Annotated in this window: 21 protein-coding genes and 1 riboswitch; of the genes, 17 read left to right on the top strand and 4 right to left on the bottom strand. The window is 64.4% G+C overall.

The window, feature by feature from the left end:
- Positions 1-22: 22 nt before the first annotated feature.
- Entirely contained in the window at positions 23-154 is a 132-nt protein-coding gene (locus tag IVB19_RS40295) for a hypothetical protein (RefSeq protein ID WP_256467754.1), read from the bottom strand.
- A gap of 350 nt (positions 155-504) precedes the next feature.
- On the opposite strand from IVB19_RS40295, the gene IVB19_RS34900 reads away from it, so the two are divergent.
- The 8 genes from IVB19_RS34900 to phoB all read left to right on the top strand — a co-directional run bounded on the left by IVB19_RS34900 (position 505) and on the right by phoB (position 8,262).
- Positions 505-1,560, top strand: coding sequence for a putative bifunctional lysylphosphatidylglycerol flippase/synthetase (locus IVB19_RS34900; RefSeq protein WP_018456061.1), 1,056 nt, complete (start codon positions 505-507; stop codon positions 1,558-1,560).
- 33 nt (positions 1,561-1,593) lie between these two features.
- Positions 1,594-2,892, top strand: coding sequence for an ATP-binding protein (locus IVB19_RS34895; protein ID WP_018456062.1), 1,299 nt, complete (start codon positions 1,594-1,596; stop codon positions 2,890-2,892).
- 143 nt (positions 2,893-3,035) lie between these two features.
- Positions 3,036-4,049 carry a phosphate ABC transporter substrate-binding protein PstS gene (gene pstS, locus IVB19_RS34890; RefSeq protein ID WP_026233076.1) on the top strand — a complete coding sequence of 338 codons (1,014 nt, stop codon included), beginning with the start codon at positions 3,036-3,038 and terminating at the stop codon, positions 4,047-4,049.
- Between the two features lie 98 nt (positions 4,050-4,147).
- Positions 4,148-5,137 carry a phosphate ABC transporter permease subunit PstC gene (pstC, locus tag IVB19_RS34885; protein WP_018456064.1) on the top strand — a complete coding sequence of 330 codons (990 nt, stop codon included), beginning with the start codon at positions 4,148-4,150 and terminating at the stop codon, positions 5,135-5,137.
- A gap of 4 nt (positions 5,138-5,141) precedes the next feature.
- Positions 5,142-5,987, top strand: coding sequence for a phosphate ABC transporter permease PstA (gene pstA, locus IVB19_RS34880; RefSeq protein WP_018456065.1), 846 nt, complete (start codon positions 5,142-5,144; stop codon positions 5,985-5,987).
- Positions 5,984-6,805, top strand: coding sequence for a phosphate ABC transporter ATP-binding protein PstB (gene pstB, locus IVB19_RS34875; protein WP_018456066.1), 822 nt, complete (start codon positions 5,984-5,986; stop codon positions 6,803-6,805). The genes pstA and pstB overlap by 4 nt, the downstream gene beginning before the upstream one ends.
- 10 nt (positions 6,806-6,815) lie before the next feature.
- A complete protein-coding gene (gene phoU, locus IVB19_RS34870; RefSeq protein WP_018456067.1) occupies positions 6,816-7,532 on the top strand; it encodes a phosphate signaling complex protein PhoU in 717 nt (238 codons plus the stop codon).
- Between the two features lie 22 nt (positions 7,533-7,554).
- Positions 7,555-8,262, top strand: coding sequence for a phosphate regulon transcriptional regulator PhoB (gene phoB / locus IVB19_RS34865; protein WP_007597871.1), 708 nt, complete (start codon positions 7,555-7,557; stop codon positions 8,260-8,262).
- A gap of 238 nt (positions 8,263-8,500) precedes the next feature.
- Here phoB and IVB19_RS34860 read toward each other — a convergent pair whose 3' ends face one another.
- The gene (locus IVB19_RS34860; RefSeq protein WP_007597869.1) at positions 8,501-9,013 is read right to left on the bottom strand and encodes a GcrA family cell cycle regulator; all 513 of its coding nucleotides are present in this window, start codon (positions 9,011-9,013) and stop codon (positions 8,501-8,503) included.
- 455 nt (positions 9,014-9,468) lie between these two features.
- Between IVB19_RS34860 and IVB19_RS34855 the strand changes: the two genes are divergently transcribed.
- From IVB19_RS34855 to IVB19_RS34845, 3 genes are all read left to right on the top strand, one after another.
- Positions 9,469-10,671, top strand: a complete 1,203-nt coding sequence (locus IVB19_RS34855; RefSeq protein ID WP_026233078.1) for an aspartate aminotransferase family protein — start codon at positions 9,469-9,471, stop codon at positions 10,669-10,671.
- Positions 10,671-11,606 (top strand): ornithine carbamoyltransferase, encoded by a 936-nt coding sequence (argF, locus tag IVB19_RS34850; RefSeq protein ID WP_018456070.1) that lies wholly within the window; start codon positions 10,671-10,673, stop codon positions 11,604-11,606. Before IVB19_RS34855 ends, argF begins: the two co-directional genes overlap by 1 nt.
- A gap of 162 nt (positions 11,607-11,768) precedes the next feature.
- Positions 11,769-12,788: an Hsp33 family molecular chaperone gene (locus IVB19_RS34845; protein ID WP_026233079.1), complete on the top strand. Its 1,020-nt coding sequence runs from the start codon at positions 11,769-11,771 to the stop codon at positions 12,786-12,788.
- 61 nt (positions 12,789-12,849) lie between these two features.
- Here IVB19_RS34845 and apaG read toward each other — a convergent pair whose 3' ends face one another.
- Entirely contained in the window at positions 12,850-13,242 is a 393-nt protein-coding gene (apaG, locus tag IVB19_RS34840) for a Co2+/Mg2+ efflux facilitator ApaG/CorD (protein ID WP_026233080.1), read from the bottom strand.
- A gap of 204 nt (positions 13,243-13,446) precedes the next feature.
- Between apaG and IVB19_RS34835 the strand changes: the two genes are divergently transcribed.
- From IVB19_RS34835 to IVB19_RS34825, 3 genes are read left to right on the top strand one after another with little or no spacing between them, the layout of a single operon-like run.
- A complete protein-coding gene (locus IVB19_RS34835) occupies positions 13,447-14,712 on the top strand; it encodes an OpgC domain-containing protein (protein ID WP_085349686.1) in 1,266 nt (421 codons plus the stop codon).
- A complete protein-coding gene (locus IVB19_RS34830; protein WP_018456073.1) occupies positions 14,712-15,491 on the top strand; it encodes an SGNH/GDSL hydrolase family protein in 780 nt (259 codons plus the stop codon). The genes IVB19_RS34835 and IVB19_RS34830 overlap by 1 nt, the downstream gene beginning before the upstream one ends.
- A 12-nt stretch (positions 15,492-15,503) precedes the next feature.
- Positions 15,504-16,496: an SGNH/GDSL hydrolase family protein gene (locus IVB19_RS34825; protein WP_026233081.1), complete on the top strand. Its 993-nt coding sequence runs from the start codon at positions 15,504-15,506 to the stop codon at positions 16,494-16,496.
- Between the two features lie 54 nt (positions 16,497-16,550).
- Here the strand turns inward: IVB19_RS34825 and IVB19_RS34820 are convergent, their stop codons facing one another.
- A complete protein-coding gene (locus IVB19_RS34820) occupies positions 16,551-17,747 on the bottom strand; it encodes an O-succinylhomoserine sulfhydrylase (protein WP_007615678.1) in 1,197 nt (398 codons plus the stop codon).
- A gap of 70 nt (positions 17,748-17,817) precedes the next feature.
- Positions 17,818-17,897, bottom strand: a riboswitch (SAM riboswitch).
- Positions 17,898-17,977: 80 nt separating this feature from the next.
- Here IVB19_RS34820 and IVB19_RS34815 point away from each other — a divergent pair.
- From IVB19_RS34815 to IVB19_RS34805, 3 genes are all read left to right on the top strand, one after another.
- Entirely contained in the window at positions 17,978-19,114 is a 1,137-nt protein-coding gene (locus tag IVB19_RS34815) for a 2'-deoxycytidine 5'-triphosphate deaminase (RefSeq protein WP_371827082.1), read from the top strand.
- A 177-nt stretch (positions 19,115-19,291) separates the two neighbouring features.
- A complete protein-coding gene (locus IVB19_RS34810; protein ID WP_018456077.1) occupies positions 19,292-19,720 on the top strand; it encodes a PAS domain-containing protein in 429 nt (142 codons plus the stop codon).
- 104 nt (positions 19,721-19,824) lie between these two features.
- Positions 19,825-20,874 (top strand): hypothetical protein, encoded by a 1,050-nt coding sequence (locus IVB19_RS34805; RefSeq protein WP_204513160.1) that lies wholly within the window; start codon positions 19,825-19,827, stop codon positions 20,872-20,874.
- The last annotated feature ends 131 nt before the right edge of the window (positions 20,875-21,005 follow it).

The following is a 21,005-nucleotide window of genomic DNA, read 5'->3' as shown; positions in this document are numbered from 1 at the left end:
ACGCTACCTCCGAACGACGTGCTCATCGCGGCCGCTGGCGGGCGGCCGCAATGACGTCTGTGATGTCGCAGTGCAACCGGATGATCGAGCGCGAGCCGTCGGCCACGTAATCGTGCGCGCCGCAGCGGCCGCGCGCGGCGCGACCCTCTTTCAACAGCGAAATCCCGCCCATAGATTGATTTCGACTTAAGCCGTGACGGAACATTGTACGGCCGAAATCATCAAAACTTCATGGCGTCTGCGCCAGGATGGCCATGGAGATTCGCGTCAGGCTTGCCGCCGAAAGCGCCAAACCGTGCATCAGGAGCCCGCAACCTGCCTAAAACCTTGAAGCCACGACTTTTTGTTCGAATTGTCGAATTCCACTCCGCCCCAAAACGCGCTAGTGGAGGGGCAGGGGGCATGCGCGATGCCGGAGCCGCCGGCGAGGATTCGTCGGGTGCCTGCGTGTCGTCCGCCTGTTCGCCGGCCACCCTGGCCGCTGAAGCGTTGTTCGAGGTTTAGATGCTGGAAGCCATACGCAGGGCGATGTCGTTTCTGCGCCAGAAGCAAATCCTGCATAAGCTTGGAGTTGTGATCAGCGTCGCGGTCATCGGCATCGCTTGCTATGTGCTCTACCACATGCTGCGCGGCATCGATGTCAACGAAGTCCTCGAAGCGATCAAGAGCACCGAGCCGAGCCAGATCGCGATGGCGGCGCTGTTCGTCGCTGCGGGCTATTTCACGCTGACCTTCTACGACCTGTTCGCCGTGCGCGCGATCGGCCATCCCCACGTGCCCTATCGGATTAACGCGCTCGCTGCCTTCACCAGCTATTCGATCGGCCACAATGTCGGCGCCAGCGTCTTCACCGGCGGCGCGGTGCGCTACCGCATCTATTCCGCCTATGGCCTGAACGCGATCGACGTCGCAAAGATCTGCTTCCTCGCCGGCCTGACCTTCTGGCTCGGCAATGCCGCGGTGCTGGGCCTCGGCATCTCCTATCATCCGGAAGCCGCGGCCTCGATCGACATGCTTCCGCCCTGGCTGAACCGGATGCTGGCGATGATGATCATCGTCGGACTGGTCGCTTACGTGGTCTGGGTCTGGACCCAGCCGCGCATGGTCGGCCGCGGGCCCTGGACCGTGATGCTGCCGGGCGGCCCGCTGACGCTGCTCCAGATCGCGATCGGCATCATCGATCTCGGCTTCTGCGCGCTCGCGATGTACGTGCTGGTCCCTGACGAGCCCAATCTCGGTTTCGTGGTGGTCGCGGTGATCTTCGTCTCGGCCACGCTGCTCGGCTTTGCCAGCCATTCGCCCGGAGGCCTTGGCGTGTTCGACGCGGCGATGCTGGTCGGGCTCTGGCAGATGGACCGCGAGGAGCTGCTGGGCGGGATGCTGCTGTTCCGCGTCCTCTATTATCTGTCCCCTTTTGTCATATCTGTAATCTTGCTGACGTTTCGCGAAGTTATCATCGGCGCACGATCGAAGCGCCTGCAGCAGGCTGCGCTCAAGCTCGACCCCGGCCCCGCGCCTGAAGCCGCTTACGTGAGAAAGCGCAGCGACAGCGGCGCCTGACCGGCGCAAGGCCTTTTGGAGAAGCCCACCCCGATGGCGATCGACGCCCCAACTTCTCCCTCCTCCCCGCCCTGGTCCGACCGGCTGCGGCACTCGACCGTCATCCTGATCGCCGCCGCGCTCGCCCTATCCGTGGTGGTCTCGCTGGGGGAATTATCGGCGCTGCATGCGATTGCGGTGTTCCTCTGCATCGCGGCCGCAGCGCTGATCCCGTGGCGCCTGCACGATACCGCCGCCTCGCGCGAAGAGACCCGCCGCGTCAACCCGGTCGAGAGCGCGGCGGTCGCCGCAGTGGTCGCCGGCATGCCCGATCCCGCGGTGCTGCTCGACCGCGCCGGCCGCGTCATCCATCTCAACGCCGCAGCCGCCCAGCTCGCGCCGGCACTGCGCCGGAATGAGCTCGCCCAGTTCGCGCTGCGCTCGCCCGAGATCATCACGGCGCTGCGCGAGTCGATCGCGACCACCGAGCCGCGGCGCGCGACCTATCTCGACCATGTCCCGGTCGATCGCTGGATGGAGCTGACCATCACGCCGGTGCCGGTGCCGACCACCTTTGGCGGCGCCGACAAATGCATGCTGATGACCTTTCACGACCAGACGCCGCTGCGCCGGGTCGAGGAAATGCGGGCCGATTTCGTCGCCAATGCCAGCCACGAGCTGCGCACGCCGCTGGCCGCGCTGTCCGGCTTCATCGACACGCTCCAGGGCCAGGCCAAGGACGATCCCAAGGCGCGCGAGCGCTTCCTCGGCATCATGCACAACCAAGCCACCCGGATGGCGCGCCTGATCGACGATCTCTTGTCGCTGTCGCGGGTGGAGCTGTCGGCCCATGTGCGGCCCGACACCCTGGTCGACCTGCTGCCGATCATCTTGCAGGTCGCCGATGGGCTCGAGCCGCTGGCGCGGGAACGCCAGGTCGAGGTCGAGACCCAGCTGCCCGAGACCCCGGTGCTGATCGCGGGGGACCGCGAGGAGTTGCTCCGCCTGTTCGAGAATTTGATCGAGAACGCGCTCAAATACGGCGCCTCCGGTGGACGCATTATCGTGTCGCTGATATCAGGCGCGGCCCCTGATGGAACTCAGGAAATCCGGGTGCTGGTCCGGGATTTCGGCCCCGGCATCGCGCCGGAGCACCTGCCGCGGCTGACCGAGCGCTTCTACCGGGTCGATGTCGGCGACAGCCGCTCGCAGGGCGGCACCGGCCTGGGATTGTCGCTGGTGAAACATATTCTTAACCGTCATCGCGGCCGGCTTTTGATCGAAAGCGTGCCCAAACAGGGCGCCACTTTCACCGCCTGTTTTCCCCAGGGCAAGCCTGCGGCTCTGAGCTAAATTCCAGCGATTTCAGCTGCTTAACACTGTCATCCGACTGTCACCAAACCTTCGTAAAAGCTCAGCTGTCCGCTCCTAAAGGGGCGGCACGGGGAGCGCGATCGGGCGCGGATGGCGCTTCGCTCCCCTGTATGGAGACCAGCATGAATTTCCTCAAAACACTCGTCGCTGCTGGCATTGTCGCCGCATCGACGACGGCGGCCTTTGCTGCCGACATCACCGGAGCCGGCGCGACGTTCCCGTTCCCGATCTATTCCAAATGGGCCGACGCCTACAAGAAGGAGACCGGCAACGGTCTGAACTACCAGTCGATCGGCTCCGGCGGCGGCATTAAGCAGATCCAGGCCAAGACCGTGACCTTCGGCGCCAGCGATGCGCCGCTCAAGGCCGAGCAGCTCGAGAAGGACGGCCTCGTCCAGTGGCCGATGGTGATGGGTGCCATCGTGCCCGTCGTCAACATCGAGGGCGTGAAGCCCGGTGAACTGGTGTTCGACGGCGAGACGCTGGCCAGCATCTATCTCGGCAAGATCACCAAATGGGACGACGCCGCGATCAAGAAGCTCAACCCGAACGTGAAGCTGCCCTCGGAGGCCATCACCGTGGTCCGCCGTTCGGACGGTTCGGGCACCACCTTCAACTTCACCAACTACCTCGCCAAGGCCAGCGCGGATTGGAAGAGCAAGGTCGGTGAGGGTACCGCGGTCGAGTGGCCGGTCGGCGTCGGCGCCAAGGGCAATGAAGGCGTGTCCGGCAACATCAGCCAGACCAAGAACTCGATTGGCTATGTCGAGTACGCCTATGCCAAGCAGAACAAGCTGACCTACACCGGTCTCATCAACAAGGCCGGCAAGCCTGTGCAGCCCACCGTCGAAGCCTTCCAGGCGGCCGCCTCCAACGCCGACTGGGCCAAGGCTCCCGGCTACTACGTCATCCTGACCGACCAGCCCGGCGAGAAATCCTGGCCGATCACGGCGGCGACCTTCATCCTCATGCACAAGGACGCCACCGACAAGGCGGCCTCGCAGGAAGCCATCAAGTTCTTCCGCTGGGCCTTCAAGAGCGGCGGCAAGGCGGCTGAAGAGCTCGACTACATCCCGATGCCGGATCCGGTCGTTCAGCTGATCGAGAAGACCTGGGCTGCCGACATCAAGAGCTAGGTTCGCGACGCTCGTGCCCCGGATGCGCTGCGCTGCATCCGGGGCACGGACCAACAAAAAACGTATACTATTTGGTACAGGGGATCGGCGTGGCAGAGATGGCCGTTCAGAGCGATGTAATCGACGACGCCGGACCGTATGACCGCGCCAAGGCCTTGAGCGCGTTCAAGCTCGGCGACGTTACCTTCTACTGGATTACGCGGCTCTCCGCGATCTCGGTGCTTCTGATCCTCGGCGGCATCATCATTTCGCTGATCGTCGGCGCTTTCCCGGCGATGAAAGAATACGGCGTCTCCTTCCTGTGGACGCAGCGCTGGGCGCCCTCCGCAGATCCGCCGGTGCTCGGCGCGCTCGGGCCGATGTACGGCACGCTCGTCACCTCCTTCATCGCGATGCTGATCGCCATTCCCGTGGGTCTCGGCATTGCGATCTTCCTCACCGAGCTCTGCCCGCAATGGCTGCGCCGCCCGATCGGCATGGCAATCGAGCTGCTCGCCGGTATTCCCTCGATCATCTACGGCATGTGGGGCTTCTTCGTGTTGGGTCCGTTCCTGGCCAACACGTTCCAGCCCTTCATGATCAAGATCTTCGACGGCGTTCCCGTGCTGGGCGCGATCTTCGCAGGTCCCCCGTCCTATCTCAGCCTGTTCAATGCCGCGCTGATCCTTGCCATCATGGTGCTGCCCTTCATCACCTCGATCTCGGTCGACGTGTTCAAGACGGTGCCTCCGGTCCTGAAGGAAGCCGCCTACGGCGTCGGCTGCACCACATGGGAAGTCGTCCGCAGCGTGGTGATCCCCTACACCCGGGTCGGCGTCATCGGCGGCATCATGCTGGCGCTGGGCCGCGCGCTCGGCGAGACCATGGCGGTGACCTTCATCATCGGCAACTCGTTCCGGATCTCGTCATCGATCTTTGCGCCGGGCACCACGATCTCGGCGGCGATCGCATCCGAGTTCGCCGAGAGCGACGGCCTGCACCAATCCGGCCTGATCCTGCTCGGCCTCCTGCTGTTCGTTCTGACCTTCTTCGTGCTCGCAGCGGCGCGGCTGATGCTGATGCGGCTGGAAAAGAAGGCGGGGAATTAGCGCCATGAATCCGATCTATTCACGCCGACGCCGCAAGGACATCGTCGTCCGCGGGCTCTGCATCGCCGCAACCGCCTTCGGCGTCACCTGGCTCGCGCTGATCCTGATCACGCTGCTCTACAACGGGCTGGCGGGACTCAATGTCCAGCTGTTCACCGAGAACACGCCGCCACCGGGATCGAACGAGGGCGGTCTGCTCAACGCCATCGTCGGCTCGCTGATCATGACCGTGATCGGCGTCGGCATCGGCGCGCCGCTCGGTATGTTCGCCGGCACCTATCTCGCCGAATACGGCCGCAATGACCGGCTGACCTCGGTGATCCGCTTCATCAACGACATCCTGCTCTCGGCGCCCTCGATCATCATCGGCCTGTTCATCTACGGCGCCGTGGTGGTGCCGATGCGCGGCTTCTCGGCGATCGCAGGCTCGCTCGCCCTCGCGGTCATCGTGATCCCGGTGGTGCTGCGCACGACCGAGGACATGCTGCTGCTGGTGCCGAACGCGTTGCGCGAGGCGGCCTCGGCGCTCGGCCTGCCGCGTTCGCTGGTGATCAAGCGGATCGCTTATCGTGCTGCCCGATCGGGTCTCATCACCGGCGTGCTGCTCGCGACCGCTCGCGTCGCCGGTGAAACCGCGCCGCTGCTGTTCACCGCGCTATCGAACCAGTTCTTCAGCCTCGGCCTGAACAAGACGATGGCGAACCTGCCTGTGACCATCAACAACTTCGTGCAGAGCCCCTATGCCTATTGGAAGCAGTTGGCCTGGAGCGGGGCGCTGCTCATCACCCTGACCGTTCTTGCCCTTAATATTTTCGCGCGCATCCTTGGCGCCGAGAGGACCGCAAAATGAGTGATCTTTCCGTGTCGATGAGCGCGTCCGGTGGACTGCCGCACGCGGCGGTGCTGCCCGAGGCGCCCCCCAAGGTGACCGTGCGTAACCTGGACTTCTATTACGGCGAGCACCATGCGCTGAAGAACATCAACCTGACGCTCGGCGCCAACCGCGTTACGGCGTTCATCGGTCCGTCGGGCTGCGGCAAGTCGACCCTGCTGCGCATCTTCAACCGGATGTACGACCTCTATCCCGGCCAGCGCGCCACCGGTCAGCTCATGCTCGATCAGACCAACATTCTCGACCCCAGGCTGGACCTCAATTTGCTGCGCGCCCGCGTCGGCATGGTGTTCCAGAAGCCGACGCCGTTCCCGATGACGATCTACGAGAACATCGCGTTCGGCATCCGTCTCTATGAGAAGATCTCGAAGTCCGAGATGGACGGCCGCGTCGAGAAGGCGCTGCGCGGCGGCGCGCTGTGGAACGAGGTCAAGGACAAGCTCAACGCCTCCGGCCTGTCGCTCTCCGGCGGCCAGCAGCAGCGCCTCTGCATCGCCCGCACCGTCGCGGTGCGGCCCGAGGTGATCCTGTTCGACGAACCCTGTTCGGCGCTCGACCCGATCTCGACCGCCAAGGTCGAGGAGCTGATCCAGGAGCTGTCCGAGGATTACACGATCGCTATCGTCACCCACAACATGCAACAGGCGGCGCGCGTCTCCGACAAGACCGCCTTCATGTATCTCGGCGAGCTGATAGAGTTCGACGACACCAGCAAGATCTTCACGTCGCCGTCAGATCGGCGCACGCAGGATTACATCACCGGCCGGTTCGGCTAGGAGACGCGACATGGGTTCTGAACATACCGCAAAGGCTTTCGACACCGACCTCCAGGAACTCACTCGCCTGGTCGCCGAGATGGGCGGCATCGCCGAGCGCATGATCGTCGAGTCCGTCGACGCGCTGATCCGCCGCGACGTCCCGCTCGGCCAGCGCGTCGTCGCCATCGACACCGAGCTCGACGCGCTGCAGAAGCGCATCGAGGAGCGTGCGGTGCTCACCATCGCCCGCCGCCAGCCGATGGCGGTCGATCTGCGCGAGATCGTCGGCGCCATGCGCGTCGCGACCGATCTCGAGCGCATCGGCGACCTCGCCAAGAACATGGGCAAGCGCGTCGCGGCGCTGGAGACGGACTTCCATCCGCTCAAGCTGTTCCGCGGCCTCGAGCACATGACCGACCTCGTGCAGCAGCAGGTCAAGTCGGTGCTGGACGCCTATGCCGCGCATGATTTGCCGGCGGCGATGGCGGTGTGGAAGGGCGACGAGGAAGTCGACGCCATCTGCACCTCGCTGTTCCGCGAACTCCTCACCTACATGATGGAGGATCCGCGCAATATCTCGTTCTGCATCCATCTGATGTTCTGCGCCAAGAACATCGAGCGGATCGGCGACCACGCCACCAATATCGCCGAGACCGTGTTCTACATGATCGAGGGCCAGGCGATCACCGACAAGCGGCCGAAGGGCGACATGACGACCTTTGCCAACACGGTACCGAACACCTGAAGACTTAAGGAGCGACGACCCGATGGGCGCACGCATTATGGTGGTTGAGGACGAGGAAGCCCTGACCGAGCTTCTCCGCTACAACCTCGAAGGCGACGGCTATGACGTCGAGACGGTGATGCGCGGCGACGACGCCGACACCCGCCTCAAGGAGCACATCCCCGATCTGATCGTGCTCGACTGGATGCTGCCGGGCCTGTCAGGCATCGAATTGTGCCGGCGGCTTCGCACCCGTCCCGAGACCAAGCAGCTCCCGATCATCATGCTCACCGCGCGCGGCGAGGAGAGCGAGCGGGTGCGGGGTCTTGCGACCGGCGCCGACGATTACATCGTCAAGCCGTTCTCGGTGCCGGAGCTGCTGGCGCGCGTGAAAGGCCTGCTGCGGCGCGCGAGCCCGGAGCGCCTCGCCACCGTCCTTGCTTTTGGCGACATCGAGCTCGACCGTGACAAGCGCCGCGTGGCGCGCTCGGGCCGGCCGATCGATCTCGGTCCGACCGAATATCGCCTGCTGGAGTTCTTCCTGGAGCATCCGGGACGGGTGTTCTCGCGCGAGCAGCTGCTCGACAGCGTCTGGGGCCGCGACATCTATATCGACGAGCGCACCGTCGACGTGCATATCGGCCGCCTGCGCAAGCTGCTCAATCTCGGCCGCGAGCAGGACCCGATCCGCACCGTCCGCGGCGCCGGCTACGCGCTGGATGATCGCTTCGCGAAGGCGGAGCAGGTGTAGGGTTGCAGGCTTGTTTGTTGGCGAGCTGTCCCTGCATTCTCAGCCGTCGTCCCGGACAAGCGAGCGAAGCGAGCGCTGATCCGGGACCCATAACCACCGAACGTGGTTTGGCGAAGACTCGGAGTGACCCCTTCCGCACGATTATTGCGTGCTCGGAGTATGGGTCCCGGCCCCCCGTGCGCAATTGCGCACTAGGCCGGGACGACACTGAAATTGTTGAACTGTCTTCGCGTGACGACTAACGGGGACCCGGCTTTACCGGTGCGCGGCGCCGATCCGACGCGGGCTGGTACGCAACGCGCGAGTGCTGGGCGCAATAGGGCAGTCCGGACAGCGCCCTTCCACCGCAGAAGAAGAAGTCCGGGCTCGAGGGATCGCCGACCGGCCAGTGGCAGGTCGCCTCGTTCAATTCCAGCAGCGACAGCCGCTGGCTCATCGGCACCACGTTGTCGTAGGTGACCGGATCCGGCTCAGCCTCGACCTCGAAGGCCTGCGCCAGCGCGGTGTTGCCGCGCGAGATCGGGCGGCTCACCCGCATCATGTGCTGCGCGGGGCGCGCCTTGCGCGGCCGCGGCGCTGCCGATGATGGGCTCTTGGCGCGGCCCGAAAGGCCGAGCCTGTGCACTTTGCCGATCACGGCATTGCGGGTCACATTGCCGAGCTCCGCCGCGATCTGGCTGGCCGAAAGTCCGGCCTCCCAGAGCTTTTTCAGCTGCTCGACGCGATCATCGGACCAGGTCAAAACCGTCATTGCACCCTTTCCCTCGCTGCGCGCCAGCCATCCTGGGGCCTCGCAGCGAATGCCTAAGCCTTCAAAAACCCGTGCCGCCAGAATCCCTTAAGGCTCGCCGGGCGCGTCTTGAACGCCCGAACGTTTACGCCGGTACATAAGGACTTAAAGATCAGAACCACTGCACGAGATGTCGTATCTGACAATCCAAACGCTACAATATGGCGTGACTCCCGCGCAAGAGTCCGCCGACTCGCTTCCACATGTTCCGTGGCCAAATCCCGCAAAATCGGCACCGCAAGACTACGGATTCAGCGTTTCGCGAGGCTTTCCGGGCGGCATTGACACCCGTTTCACCAGGCCTAAGATAGTCGCACGTGCCGCCCTCAAGAGGCGGCACGTTTCGTTTTCCGGGCCGGTCGATGGTGCGTTGCGCAATGCACGCTCACTCCGTCCGCAACATTCAAGTGACCATCATGACTAACAGCGCAGCGCCGCATTTGCTCCCCGTTTTCGCCAGGTCCGACCTTGGTTTCGAGCGTGGCGAAGGCTGCTGGCTGATCGCGACCAATGGCGAGCGCTATCTCGATTTCACCTCCGGGGTGGCGGTGAATGCGCTCGGCCATGCCCATCCGGCGCTGGTCGCGGCGTTGCAGGAGCAGGCCACCAAGCTCTGGCACATGTCGAATCTGTTCCAGAGCCCGGACGGCGAAAAGCTCGCCGCGCGCCTGTGCAATGAAAGTTTCGCGGATTTCGTGTTCTTCTGCAATTCCGGCGCCGAAGCGCTGGAATGCGTGATCAAGGTCGTGCGCCGTTATCACGCCGCAAAGGGTCATCCCGACCGCTATCGCATGATCACCTTCGAAGGCGCCTTCCATGGCCGCACGCTGGCGACGCTGGCCGCAACGGGATCGGCAAAATATCTCGAAGGTTTCGGCCCTCCGATGGAGGGCTTCGACCAGGTTGCGCATGGCGATCTCGATGCCGTGAAAAAGGCAATCGGTCCGCAGACCGCCGGCATCCTGATCGAGCCGATCCAGGGCGAGGGCGGTGTGCGTTCGGCAACGCCCGCCTTCCTGAGGGCGTTGCGCCAGCTCTGCGACGAGAAGGGTCTGTTGCTCGCCTTCGACGAGGTGCAGACCGGCATGGGCCGCACCGGCGATCTGTTCGCGTACCGCCGCCTTGGCGTCGAACCCGACGTGATGTCGCTGGCCAAGGCGCTCGGCGGCGGCTTCCCGATCGGCGCCTGCCTTGCGACCGCCGAAGCGGCGTCCGGCATGACGCCGGGCTCGCACGGCTCGACCTTCGGGGGCAATCCGCTCGCGATCGCGGCTGCGAACGCCGTGCTCGACGTCATGCTCAAGCCCGGCTTCTTCGACCACGTGCAGAGGATGTCGCTGCTGCTCAAGCAGAAGCTCGCCTCCGTGATCGACCGTCACGGCGATGTCGTCAGCGAAGTGCGCGGCGAGGGCCTCCTGATCGGCATCAAGGCCGTGGTGCCCTCCGGCGATCTCGTTGCAGCCTTGCGCGACCAAAAGCTGCTCACCGTCGGTGCCGGCGACAATGTCGTGCGTTTCCTGCCGCCTTTGATCGTCACCGAAGCCGAGATCGAGGACAGCGTCGGGCGGCTCGAGCGCGCCTGCACCGCGTTGTCCGGCAACAAGCGGGCGGCAAGCTGATGAGCAAGTCGCCCGATAAAACACCGAAGCACTTCCTCGATATCAACGAGCTGCCGCTGTCGGAGCTCAAGCGCATGCTCGCTGCGTCCTCCGCGATGAAGGCGAAGCAGAAGGCGCATCAGCCGGTCAGGCCGCTCGAAGGCAAGACCCTGGCGATGATCTTCGAGCGCCCCTCGACGCGGACGCGGGTGTCTTTCGACGTCGCCATGCGCCAGCTCGGCGGCGAGCCCATCATGCTCACCGGCGCCGAAATGCAGCTCGGCCGCGGCGAGACCATCGCCGACACCGCGCGCGTGCTGTCGCGCTATGTCGACGCCATCATGATCCGCATCCTCAATCACGATGCCCTGCTGGAGCTTGCAGCGAACGCCACCGTGCCCGTCATCAACGGCCTGACGCGCCGCTCGCATCCCTGCCAGGTGATGGCGGACCTCATGACCTACGAGGAACATCGCGGCCCGATCGAGGGCAAGACCGTGGCCTGGACCGGCGACGACAACAACGTGCTCGCCTCCTGGGCGCACGCCGCCGAGCGCTTCAAGTTCCAGCTCAATGTCGCGACGCCTCCGGAACTCGCGCCGAAAAAGGCGATGCGCGACTTCATCAAGGCGACCGGCGCGCCGATCATGCTCGGCACGGATGCCGAAGCCGCCGTGCGCGGCGCCGATTGTGTCGTGACCGACACCTGGGTGTCGATGGGCGACAAGGAAGGCAAGCACCGCCACAACGTGCTCAAGCCCTATCAGGTCAATGCGCAGCTGATGTCGCTTGCCAAGCCGGATGCGCTATTCATGCACTGCCTGCCCGCCCATCGCGGCGAGGAGGTCACCGACGAGGTGATCGACGGTCCACAATCCGTCGTGTTCGACGAGGCCGAAAACCGCCTGCACGCGCAAAAGGGCATTCTGGCCTGGTGCTTCGACGCGGTGAAGTAATCCGGGCCGGTATCCGCCGTGCCGGCGAAGTAGGTCTTCATCGTCGTCCTGGCCTTCGCCAGGACGACACCGAATTTGCCGTGCTTGCGTACGATCCGTGCTGCATTCTGGATGCAGCCCTCACCCCTTCCAATTCCGCCTTCCGACCCCAGATAAAGCGCCATGGTTTCCCAATCCCCTGATATGAAAACCGGGCCTGAAGGCCCGGTTCGCGCGCCATCCGCGGTTCCGATCGATGACGCCGTGCTGCCTTACGAGGTCGACGCGCTCGATGTGCGCGGTCGGCTGGTGCGGCTTGGTCCGGCGCTCGACGAAATCCTGACCAAGCACGATTATCCCGCGCCGGTCGGCAAGCTGCTCGGCGAGGCCATCGTGCTGACCACGCTGCTTGGCTCCTCGCTGAAGTTCGAGGGCCGCTTCATTCTCCAGGCCCAGACCGACGGTCCGGTGTCGTTCCTGGTCGTGGACTATCAGGCGCCGGATCGCCTGCGCGCCTATGCGCGCTACGACGCCGCGCGGCTCGGCGAGGCCAAAGATACTGGCACGCATTCCGGCGCGCTGCTGGGCCACGGCCATCTCGCCATGACCATCGACCAAGGCCCCGACATGAGCCGCTACCAGGGCCTGGTCGCGCTCGACGGCGGCAGCCTCGAAGACGCCGCTCACGAATATTTCCTGCGCTCCGAGCAGATCCCGACACGCGTGCGTCTCGCTGTCGGCGAGGAATGGCGTTCGAACGACGGCGGCAAGCATCGCTGGCGTGCTGGCGGCATGCTGATGCAGTTCCTGCCGAAGGCGCCCGAGCGTGCGCGGCAGGCCGATCTGCATCCCGGCGATGCGCCCGAAGGCGTCGAAGTGCACGCCGTCGCTGAAGACGATGCCTGGGTCGAGGCACGCTCGCTGATCGAGACCGTCGAAGACGTTGAGCTGATCGATCCGGAGCTGTCCGGGGAGCGGCTGCTCTACCGCCTGTTCCACGAGCGCGGCGTGCGCGTGTTCAATCCGCTGCCCTTGAAGGCGCAATGCTCCTGCTCGCGCGATGCGGTGGCATCGATGCTAAAGAGCTTTTCGTCTGACGACCGTGCCGCGATGGTCAAGGACGACAAGGTCGTCGTGACCTGCGAGTTCTGCAGCTCGGTGTACGAGTTCACGCCGGATGAAGCAGGCGTGGAAGACGCGTAAGGCGTTAGCCTGCAGGTGCGATAGGGTCGGCCAAAGCGGAGCGCGCCCACCATCTCCTGCCCTAGTTCAACACCCGCTTGTTGTCCGGGCTGTCCAGCGAGAACGTCGGCACGTCAATTTCGAAGCGCTCGCCAGTCGCGCTGACCATCTGGTAGCGGCCGGTCATGAAGCCCGAGGCGGTCGTGAGCGGGACGCCGGAGGTGTATTCGAAGCGTTCGCCGGGCGCGAGCGTCGGCTGCTCGCCGACGACGCCCTCGCCCTTCACCTCCTGCTGCCGGCCCGTGGCGTCGGTGATGATCCAGTGCCGCGTCTTGAGCTGCACGGTCTCGTCGCCGGAATTGGTGATGACGACGGTATAGGCCCAGAAATAACGGGAGCGGTCAGCCGACGACTGCTCCGGAACAAAGTTCGGCTCGACGGTCACTTCGATCTGGCGGGTCACGGCGCGGTACATGATTGCCATCATACCGAAAACCGCCCGGGAACCAAACGCCGGAGACGCCTTGGCGACATCGTCCCGCCAGAATTCGCAGGGAAGTACACGTCCAAATGGGCTTGCAAATGTACTTGCTTGTGATCCGGTCGCTTTGCGAGATGACGGCCGGACCGGTACACTCCTTGCCACGTCGCGATTTGCGGAAGGGTTTTTAGGCCCCCGATGACCATTGCCGACCAAGTGACGGGATCGACGATCGCGGGAACCGCTAAACCTGTGGAGGTCAAGTCCGCGGGAGCGAAGCGGCGCGCGGCCGCGCCGGCCATTTCGCTGCCAGCCATCGGCGAGCGCGAGCTCCGGCTGGACCTATTCCGCGGCCTTGCGCTGTGGCTGATCTTCATCGACCATTTGCCGCCGAGCCTTCTGACCTGGTTCACGATCCGCAATTACGGCTTCAGCGACGCCACCGAGATCTTCATCTTCATCTCCGGCTATACCGCCGCCTTCGTCTACGGTCGGGCGATGCTGGAGTCCGGCATCGTCGTCGCCACCGCGCGCATCCTGCGGCGCGTCTGGCAGATCTATGTCGCCCACGTCTTCCTGTTCACGATCTTCCTTGCCGAAATCTCCTACGTCGCGACCAGGTTCGAGAACCCGCTCTACACCGAAGAGATGGGCATCATGGATTTCCTCAAGCAGCCCGACGTCACGATCGTGCAGGCGCTGCTGCTGCGCTTCCGTCCGGTCAACATGGACGTGCTGCCGCTCTACATCGTGCTGATGCTGGCGCTGCCCTTGATCCTGTGGCTGATGAAGTGGCGCCCCGACGTGACGCTCGGCCTCTCGGTCGCGCTCTACGCGGTGACCTGGGAATACGACCTCTATCTGTCGGCCTATCCGAACGGCTTCTGGGCCTTCAATCCCTTCGCCTGGCAATTGCTGTTCGTGTTCGGGGCATGGTGCGCGCTCGGGGGTGCGCGACGCATGTCGCACATTCTGGCTTCGCGGGTGACGATGTGGATCGCGATCGCCTATCTGGTTGCGGCATTCTACGTGACGCTGACCTGGTATGTGCCGCAGCTCTCCCACTTCATGCCGAAGCGGCTCGAGCAGTGGATGTATCCGATCGACAAGGCCGACCTTGACGTGCTGCGCTTCACGCATTTCCTGGCGCTGGCCGCGCTCACCGTGCGCGTCCTGCCCCGGGACTGGCCGGGCCTGAAATCGCCCTGGCTGCGGCCGCTGATCCTGTGCGGCTCGCATTCCCTGGAGATATTCTGTCTCGGCGTCTTCCTCGCCTTTGCCGGCCATTTCATCCTGGCCGAAGTCTCGGGCGGCCCGGTCATGCATGCGCTAATAAGTCTCTCCGGAATCCTGATCATGTGGGCCATGGCCTGGCTGATTTCGTGGTACAAGCGGGTGGCTGACAAGAGCGGTTCGAAAACCAAAAGCGCCGTCGGCAGCGCCGATATGGCGGGAGGGGGCTGATGAAGGCGAAGGTTTTCCTGAGCCTGATCCTGCTGTGCGGTGGTCTCGCCGCGCCTCCGGCGCGCGCGGACGATGCTGCGCCGGCTGCTTCAGCCGCGCCCGCAGCCTGTGAAGTGCCGTCCTATCTGCTCACCAGCGAAAGCCAGCTTCCCAAGGTCGCCGATGCCGTGAAGGCCGGCAAGCCGCTCGAAATCCTGGTCATCGGCAGTCGCTCGACCACGATTCCGGCTTCCGAGGACGCCTCTTATCCGGCGCGGATGCAGGCCATCCTGAAGGACAAGCTGCCGCCGTCCGAGACTGTGCACGTCTCCGTAGAAATACAGAGCAAGAAAACGGCCGAGGAGGCGGCTGCCAGCTTCGTTAAGCTGATGGAAGCAAAAACGCCTACTTTGGTCATCTGGCAGACCGGGACTGTCGATGCTATCCGAGCCATCGATCCCGATGATTTTCGTGGCGCGGTGACCGAAGGGGTTGTTGCGTTGCAAAAGGCAGGGGCTGACGTCGTCTTGATGAATTTGCAGTACAGTCCGCGTACCGAAACCATGATCTCGGTGCCGCCATACCTCGACAATATGCGGGTGGTGGCGCAGGAGCACGATATTCCGCTGTTCGATCGGTTCGCGATCATGCGGCAGTGGAATGATCAGGGCCAGTTCGACCTATTCAGCCCGTCGCGCGGGCCCGAGTTGGCGAAGCAGGTCCATGATTGCCTTGGCCGGGCGTTGGCACAGTTCCTGATCGACGCTGCCCATCTGGAGCCGGCCCAGCAGCAAAATTGAGGTCTAGCGTTAATGAGTTCTCTCCGCCCTTTTTGCCTGACGGCATGGCTGGCTGTGCCCGCAGCAGCGGTGCTGCTGTTGCTGAGTCCGGCCTCGCAGTCCCACGCGCAGACGCAGGCCGCGCAGGCAACACCGGCCCCGCAGCAGTCGGCTGATCCGGCTCCCGCTTCACCGTCCCAGACCACCGTCGCAGCGACGTCCCCCGACCAGCGCGGCATCACGGCGCGCGCCATCGACAAGGTGAAGCAGGTCGCGAAATCCGCCGGCGACATCTTTAGCCGCGTGCCCTGCCTGTCGCCGAAGGGCGGCTCGAAGGCGATGGGCTCGCTGCCGCATGTCGCGGGCAAGCTCGTCGCCGGCCAGCCCGTCGTCATCGTCGCGTTCGGCTCGTCGTCGACCGCGGGATTCGGCGCGAGCTCGCCGGAGTTCAACTATCCCAATCGCCTTGCCGCGCAGCTGCACCGGCACTATCCGACCGCCGACATCACCGTCGTCAATGCCGGCGTCGGCGGCGAGGATGCGCCCGAGATGATGAAGCGTCTCCAGAAAGAGGTGATCGACGTGCATCCGGATCTGGTGATCTGGCAGGTCGGCACCAATGCCGTGCTGCGCAATCTCGATCCTGGCGAGACCGCCAAACTGGTCGAGGACGGCATCGCTCGCATCCAGGCCACCGGCGGCACCGACATCGTGCTGGTCGATCCGCAATATTCGCCCGCCGTCAACCAGCGCGCCGAGAGCGCCGGCAAGATGGTGAAGCTGCTCGGCAAGGTCGCCGAGCTCCGTCACGTCGGCATCTTCCCGCGCTTCGAGGTGATGCGCGACTGGCACGAGAAGCAATCGCTTCCGGTCGAGAGTTTCGTGATCGCCGACGGACTGCACATGAACGATTGGGGCTATGCCTGCTTCGCCCAGCTCCTCGGCGACGACATCATTCGCTCCGTCGGCCAGATCAAGCTCGGCGTGAACGTGCCCGCGGACGTGCGGACGTACCGGCCAATGTGACTTGTCGTCCCGGCCCCCATGCGCAATTGCGCACTAGGCCGGGACGACAATAACTCACGCCTTCTCCAGCGCCGCGGTCAGATCCTCGATCAGATCGTCCGCGTGCTCGAGGCCTGCCGAGAAGCGGATGAATCCTTCGCTGATGCCGAGCGCGGCGCGGTCCTCCGGCTTCAAACGCTGATGCGTCGTGGTCGCGGGATGGGTGACGAGGCTCTTGGCGTCGCCGAGATTGTTCGAGATCTTGGCGAGCTTGAGCTCGTTGAGCACGCGGAACGCCGCCTGCTTGCCGCCCTTGACCTCGAGGCCGACCAGCGTCGAGCCGCCGCGCATCTGCTTCTTCACCAATGCAGCCTGCGGATGATCGGCGCGGCCGGGAAACACCAGCCGCGAAATCTTCGGATGGCTCGCCAGCACGTCCGCGATGCGCGCCGCCGTCTCGGTCTGCGCGCGCACGCGCACGGCGAGCGTCTCCAGCCCCTTGAGCAGGACCCAGGCGTTGAACGGCGAGATCGACGGGCCGGTCTGGCGCATGAAATTGTGGATGTGCTCGGCGATGAACGCTTCCGAGGACAGGATGATGCCGCCGAGACAGCGGCCCTGGCCGTCGATGTGCTTGGTCGCGGAATAGACCACGACGTCGGCGCCGAGCGCGAGCGGGCTCTGCCAGATCGGGGTGGCGAACACGTTGTCGACGACGAGCCGCGCGCCGCCACTATGCGCGATCTCGGCAATGCCGGGAATGTCGAGCACGTCGAGCGTCGGATTGGTCGGGCTCTCCAGGAAGAACGTCTTGGTGTTCGGCTTCATGGCGCGCTGCCACTGGTCGAGATCGAGGCCGTCGACCAGCGTGGTCTCGATGCCGTAGCGCGGCAGTAAATCCTGCACGACGTAGAGACACGAGCCGAACAGCGCGCGCGAGGCCACGACGTGATCGCCGGCCTTGAGCGGCGCCAGGATCGCGGTCGTCACCGCGGCCATGCCGGTCGCGGCCGAACGTGCCGCTTCGGCGCCTTCGAGCTCGATCATGCGGCGCTCGAACATCGAGATGGTCGGATTGGAGTAGCGTGAATAGATGAAGCCGGGGTCCTCGCCCTTGAACCGCGCCTCGCACTCCTCAGCGCTGTTGTAGACGTAGCCCTGGGTCAGGAACAGCGACTCCGACGTCTCGCCATATTGCGAGCGTAAGGTGCCGGAATGAACCAGGCGAGTTTCGGGACGGTAGTGGGCGGTTGGCGCCGGGGACTTCGACATAGGACCTCCTGAAGTGACCATCGAGAATGGTCACAAAAAAACCGGCCTGGAATATCTCCACGGGCCGGGATCACAGAGGTCCCCGGCCTGTTTAGCGACTTATTTAACGTGGCTGCAAGCCGGCCGGCTCAAATCACCACGGGATAAGTCATGCTCATATTCCGCAATGCCCTTTCCGTCAAGACGTCCATCGGATAGCCGTAAAACGCTCATATTTCCCGCATGTCGGGATGTGTTTGATCCCTGATGAGGACCCCGGGTTGACGTTCACGGTCGCCGCCGACGCCAATGGTATCCTGCCCGACCGCATGATCGCGGCGATGGCGGAGGGCGGTCTCATCCTGCCCGCTTACGACTTCGTCGAAAGCCAGATCCAGCCGGCGAGCCTCGATTTGCGTCTTGGCGATATCGCCTATCGCGTTCGCGCCAGCTTCCTGCCCGGTCCCGGCGCCACGGTCGCCGAGCGCATCGACGAGTTGAAGCTGCACGAGTTCAGCCTCGCCGACGGCGCGGTGCTGGAGACCAACTGCGTCTACATCGTGCCGCTGCTTGAAAGCCTCGCGCTGCCGCCGGAAATCGTCGCGGCCGCCAACCCGAAGAGCTCGACCGGCCGGCTCGACGTCTTCACCCGCGTGATCGCCGACGGCACCCGCCGCTTCGACATGATCGGTGCCGGCTATCACGGCCCGCTCTATGCCGAGATCAGCCCGAAGACGTTTCCGGTGCTGGTCAGCGAGGGCTCGCGCCTGAGCCAGGTGCGCTTCCGCACCGGCGATGCCATCCTCAACATCGACGACCTCGAGGCGCTGCACGCGACCGAGCGTCTCGTCGATATCGACGATGCCGACCTCACCGGCGGCGTCGCCGTCTCTGTTGATCTCTCCGGCGAGAAGAGCGGCGGCTTCGTCGGCTACCGCGCCAAGCGCCACACCGGCGTCATCGACGTCGATCGCCGCGCCGGCTATTCCGTCGAGGACTTCTGGGAGCCGATCTCGGCCCGTCCCGACGGCAGCCTGATCCTCGATCCCGGCGAGTTCTATATCCTCGCGTCGAAAGAGGCGGTGCAGGTGCCGCCCGATTACGCCGCGGAGATGGTGCCGTTCGATCCGCTGGTCGGCGAGTTCCGCGTGCATTATGCCGGATTCTTCGATCCCGGCTTCGGCTATGCCGGCGCCGGCGGGCTAGGCTCGCGCGCCGTGCTCGAAGTGCGCTCGCGCGAGGTGCCGTTCATCCTCGAGCACGGCCAGATCGTCGGCCGCCTCGTCTACGAGAAGATGCTGGCCCGCCCCGACGCGATGTACGGCCAGCGCATCGGCTCGAACTACCAGGCGCAGGGCCTGAAGCTGAGCAAGCATTTCCGGGTGTAGGGATAGCCTCACCTTCCGCTGTCATGCCTCGGCTTGACCGGGGCATCCAGTACGCCGTAGCCTATTGGTTCGATCACATCCGCCTCTGGAATACTGGATCGCCCGATCAAGTCGGGCGATGACACCGAATCTGTGTCAAGATGGGAAGTGAATCCGGGCTACGTCCGAGGTGGCGAAATGACAGATCAATCCGAACTCGACGCAAGAATCCTCGACGACGTCGCCGACGCGCTGATCTATTCGGATCGCTCCGGCACGATCATGCGCTGGAACCGCGCATCGTCCGCACTGTTCGGCTTCTCGGCGGACGAAGCGCTGGGCCAGAATCTCGACCTGATCATTCCCGAACATCTGCGCGCCGCGCACTGGAAAGGTTTTGAGGCCGCGCTTGCCAGCGGCGCGATGAAGCTTGCGGGCAAGCCGACACTGACCCGCGCGCTGCACAAGGACGGACGCAAGCTCTACATCGAGATGACCTTTGCGCTGGTGCGGGACGCCGCTGGAGTGGTGCAGGGATCGGTGGCGATGGCACGCGACGTCACCGAGCGCGTCGAGCGCGAGCGTGCCGCCAAAGCCTCGCAAACTAAGCCTGCGCAAAATTCGTGATGCGGAATTGGCGCGCCGGCGTGCAGGGCTCCCTGCGTGCGGCTCAGCTTGTCCGTCACCGGATGCAGTGACACACTCGATCAGAACAACGATCGGGAGCGAACATGACCGCACCAGACCCCGCGCAGGAAGCTCAATGGAAACGCTGGCGCGCGGTTGCCGATCTCTATCACGCCTACTTCACCGGTCTGATCCTCACCGTGGTCACGCGTCGCGGCACGGCAGATGCTGCGGAGTTCGTCTTTCGCGTGTTCCGCCGCCAGCAGCAGGAGCGCTTCCTGCCGGGGCTGGAGAAGCTCGGGCTGAGCCATCTGCCGCCCGCCGTGGCAGCCGCGCAATATCACTATCTCTCGAACTGGATCGGCGGCGTGCACGTCGAATACATGTATGAGAGCGACCGCAAAGCCTGGATCCGCTATCCGCCGCCGCGCTGGATCTGGAAAGGCACTGCCATCTGCGGCGTGCCGGGCGAAGTCTCGCGCGCGATGCTGCGCGGCTGGCACGCCAACAACGGCGTGGCGCTCGGCGATACCAGATTGGGGTTCGTCTGCACCAAGCAGAGCGTCGACGGCCAGGACGGGCTCGAAGGCTACTATTATCAATATGACCAGCCCCTCGAGCTCGACCAGCGCCTCGTGTTCGCGCGGCACCTCGAAGCCCCGCTGTTCGATGCAGCCGCGGCTCCGGCGTTGCCGGTCGCAAGCTGGCCAAGGCCGAGACTGGAAAAAGCCTATCGCAACTATGCGATGGAATATGTGCGCACCGCCGCGCCCGTGATGGTGCAGCTGTTCGGTCCGGAGGATGCGGGCTATCTCCTGCACCTCACGGGCAAGCTGATCGGGATGCAATATTTCGATGAGGTCGCTGCGGCGCTGTCGATGGGCCGCGGCGGTGCGAGCGAATTCGCGACGTTCCTCAACGCGCTGTTTGTCGCGCAGGACGATGCGGCTGAGACGACGCAATCCGAGGGCACGTTCGAAATCCGTCAGCAGAGCTGGAGGTTGATGGAAGACGGCGCCGATAACCACTCCGCTTGCGCCAAGGTGCTGGCGGGGTTGTTCGAGGGGCTTGCGGCCGGGTGCGGCCGGCACATCGGCGTGCACCTGTCCCCGACACCGAGCGGTCGTCCGCCATTGCTCTGGACGATTGGGTAGACGACGGCGTCACCGCGCTGCCGCAGGGCACGCCTGCACCTAGCGCAGGAGGAATCGCTGCGCGTCGTGCTAACAAGCCTCTTGTTGCGCCCTGCGCGAACCAATTCATTGGCACACCCAAGCATTGCTGC

It is taken from the genome of Bradyrhizobium sp. 187 (genome assembly GCF_023101005.1).
In the GTDB taxonomy this organism is placed as follows: Bacteria; Pseudomonadota; Alphaproteobacteria; order Rhizobiales; family Xanthobacteraceae; genus Bradyrhizobium; species Bradyrhizobium canariense_D.
The sequence above is the reverse complement of the archived record's forward strand: the minus strand, read 5'-3'. Positions and strand labels throughout refer to the sequence as shown.

What these genes read in the sequence shown, in the direction of transcription:
- pstB (WP_018456066.1), top strand. Translation starts at nt 5,984, where the DNA reads ATGAGTGATCTTTCCGTGTCGATGAGCGCGTCCGGTGGACTGCCGCAC.
- IVB19_RS34825 (WP_026233081.1), top strand. Translation starts at nt 15,504, where the DNA reads ATGAGTTCTCTCCGCCCTTTTTGCCTGACGGCATGGCTGGCTGTGCCC.
- pstA (WP_018456065.1), top strand. Translation starts at nt 5,142, where the DNA reads ATGAATCCGATCTATTCACGCCGACGCCGCAAGGACATCGTCGTCCGC.
- IVB19_RS34895 (WP_018456062.1), top strand. Translation starts at nt 1,594, where the DNA reads ATGGCGATCGACGCCCCAACTTCTCCCTCCTCCCCGCCCTGGTCCGAC.
- pstS (WP_026233076.1), top strand. Translation starts at nt 3,036, where the DNA reads ATGAATTTCCTCAAAACACTCGTCGCTGCTGGCATTGTCGCCGCATCG.
- IVB19_RS34900 (WP_018456061.1), top strand. Translation starts at nt 505, where the DNA reads ATGCTGGAAGCCATACGCAGGGCGATGTCGTTTCTGCGCCAGAAGCAA.
- IVB19_RS34810 (WP_018456077.1), top strand. Translation starts at nt 19,292, where the DNA reads ATGACAGATCAATCCGAACTCGACGCAAGAATCCTCGACGACGTCGCC.
- argF (WP_018456070.1), top strand. Translation starts at nt 10,671, where the DNA reads ATGAGCAAGTCGCCCGATAAAACACCGAAGCACTTCCTCGATATCAAC.
- IVB19_RS34820 (WP_007615678.1), bottom strand. Translation starts at nt 17,747, where the DNA reads ATGTCGAAGTCCCCGGCGCCAACCGCCCACTACCGTCCCGAAACTCGC.
- phoB (WP_007597871.1), top strand. Translation starts at nt 7,555, where the DNA reads ATGGGCGCACGCATTATGGTGGTTGAGGACGAGGAAGCCCTGACCGAG.
- IVB19_RS34835 (WP_085349686.1), top strand. Translation starts at nt 13,447, where the DNA reads ATGACCATTGCCGACCAAGTGACGGGATCGACGATCGCGGGAACCGCT.
- IVB19_RS34815 (WP_371827082.1), top strand. Translation starts at nt 17,978, where the DNA reads ATGTGTTTGATCCCTGATGAGGACCCCGGGTTGACGTTCACGGTCGCC.
- pstC (WP_018456064.1), top strand. Translation starts at nt 4,148, where the DNA reads ATGGCCGTTCAGAGCGATGTAATCGACGACGCCGGACCGTATGACCGC.
- IVB19_RS34855 (WP_026233078.1), top strand. Translation starts at nt 9,469, where the DNA reads ATGACTAACAGCGCAGCGCCGCATTTGCTCCCCGTTTTCGCCAGGTCC.
- IVB19_RS34860 (WP_007597869.1), bottom strand. Translation starts at nt 9,013, where the DNA reads ATGACGGTTTTGACCTGGTCCGATGATCGCGTCGAGCAGCTGAAAAAG.
- phoU (WP_018456067.1), top strand. Translation starts at nt 6,816, where the DNA reads ATGGGTTCTGAACATACCGCAAAGGCTTTCGACACCGACCTCCAGGAA.
- IVB19_RS34805 (WP_204513160.1), top strand. Translation starts at nt 19,825, where the DNA reads ATGACCGCACCAGACCCCGCGCAGGAAGCTCAATGGAAACGCTGGCGC.
- apaG (WP_026233080.1), bottom strand. Translation starts at nt 13,242, where the DNA reads ATGTACCGCGCCGTGACCCGCCAGATCGAAGTGACCGTCGAGCCGAAC.
- IVB19_RS34830 (WP_018456073.1), top strand. Translation starts at nt 14,712, where the DNA reads ATGAAGGCGAAGGTTTTCCTGAGCCTGATCCTGCTGTGCGGTGGTCTC.
- IVB19_RS34845 (WP_026233079.1), top strand. Translation starts at nt 11,769, where the DNA reads ATGGTTTCCCAATCCCCTGATATGAAAACCGGGCCTGAAGGCCCGGTT.